1 protein-coding gene is annotated in these 1,626 nt (G+C 38.7%); it reads right to left on the minus strand.

Annotation, left to right across the window (positions count from 1 at the left end; translation table 11 throughout):
* Nucleotides 1–183 precede the first annotated feature (183 nt).
* The gene (locus BUC07_RS20460; RefSeq protein ID WP_073174216.1) at nucleotides 184–1,503 is read right to left on the minus strand and encodes a mechanosensitive ion channel family protein; all 1,320 of its coding nucleotides are present in this window, start codon (nucleotides 1,501–1,503) and stop codon (nucleotides 184–186) included.
* Between the last annotated feature and the right edge of the window lie 123 nt (nucleotides 1,504–1,626).

The raw sequence follows: 1,626 nt of genomic DNA on the forward strand, positions 1-1,626 counted from the left end.
TGAATACAATACTAATACAAGTGAAGCTATGATCCAACTTGCTATGATAAAATTAATGCTTAATAGAATTCGCAATTAAAATTTAAACAGTTTCTAAATAATCATGTTAAATAACATGGTAATTATAACAAATCGTCAGGAATCGGTTTTGATGAACCAATAAATTTGTAAAGCAATTGATGCTCAGTTTTTTGAAATTGCCCTGGTAATATCATTTCCGGTAGGTTCCTGGAATACGCGCAATTCAAATTCGGGTATAACAGCTAAAACATGATCGAAAATATCAGCCTGGACACCTTCGTATATTGGCCATGACTGTTCCTTTGAAAACGCGTAAATTTCAATAGGTAACCCTTTTCCCGAAGGGTGGAGCTGGCGTACCATAAAAATCATGTCGTGGTTCACTTTTTGGTTTTGCTCCAGGTACTTTTCGAGGTATTTCCTGAATACTCCCACGTTGGTTTGCCGGCGTCCGCTGATAACATCATCATTGGATATATTGTGTTTTTTATTGTATTCCTCAATTTCATTTTCTTTTTCAGTCACATAGTCACGGATCAGGTAGAATTTTTGAAACCGGTTGAGCATCTCCGACGTGCAAAATTTTATGGTCGTCATATCAATTGTAACCGATCGCATAATACGCCTTCCTCCCGATTCTTCCATTCCTTTCCAGTTGATGAACGATTCGGAAACCATGGCATAAGTTGGAATAGTGGAGATGGTTTGATCCCAGTTGCGCACTTTTATGGTGTTCAGGGTAATGTCAATAACAGGTCCGTCGGCACCTCTGCTTCGCATTTCAACCCAGTCGCCAATTTTTACCATGTTGTTGGCCGAAAGCTGAATGGAAGCTACAAAGCCCAAAATGGTGTCTTTGAAAACCAATAATAATACAGCTGCCATTGCACCCAATCCGGCAATTAACCCGGTAGGATCGCGTTCCAGCAAAATGGCTAAAACCATTATTCCCGACAGGAAGAATATAAATATTTTAACAAGCTGAATGTAGCCTTTTATGGGCCTGTTTTTAGAATAGGGCGTGGTATTGTAAATATCGAGGCCGGCATTTAAAACCGAGTTCGATACAAATATCACAATAAATATAAAATACATTTGTGCCAGTTTCACCAGGAAACCCGCCAGTGAAAAATAGTAATCCTGCGAAAGTGTATTTAATGCCGAATCGCTTAGTTCACTAAGTTCCTGGGTAATATTTGGGTACGAAAAGCCTGACGTGGAGTAAAGGATTATGGCGGGCACCAAATGGGCCAAACCACTGAAAACTCTTCTTTTAATTAAAATATCATCCCACGTGGTTTTGGTACGTTTGGCAATGCGCGACATTATTTTGATTAAAACCTGCCGGGTGATAAAATGAGCCAGCCAGGCTGCAATAATTATCAACACTAGTGTTGCAAATGCTGCGCCCGGTTTGGCAAAGGATTCAAGCCCGCTGATATCGCGAATAGTTTCGAGGAGAAATTTATAGACAGATGTCATAATCCGTTTTTGATGTTATTATTAATTTCAATACTTCGTTAAAAATGTGGATAACTATTTGAAAATGAGCAAAATAAACCATCGGAATATTTGATTAAACCCCTGATAATCAGTATCTTAATG

The organism is Tangfeifania diversioriginum, assembly GCF_900141875.1.
Taxonomy (GTDB): Bacteria; Bacteroidota; Bacteroidia; order Bacteroidales; family Prolixibacteraceae; genus Tangfeifania; species Tangfeifania diversioriginum.

What these genes read in the sequence shown, in the direction of transcription:
- BUC07_RS20460 (WP_073174216.1), bottom strand. Translation starts at nt 1,503, where the DNA reads ATGACATCTGTCTATAAATTTCTCCTCGAAACTATTCGCGATATCAGC.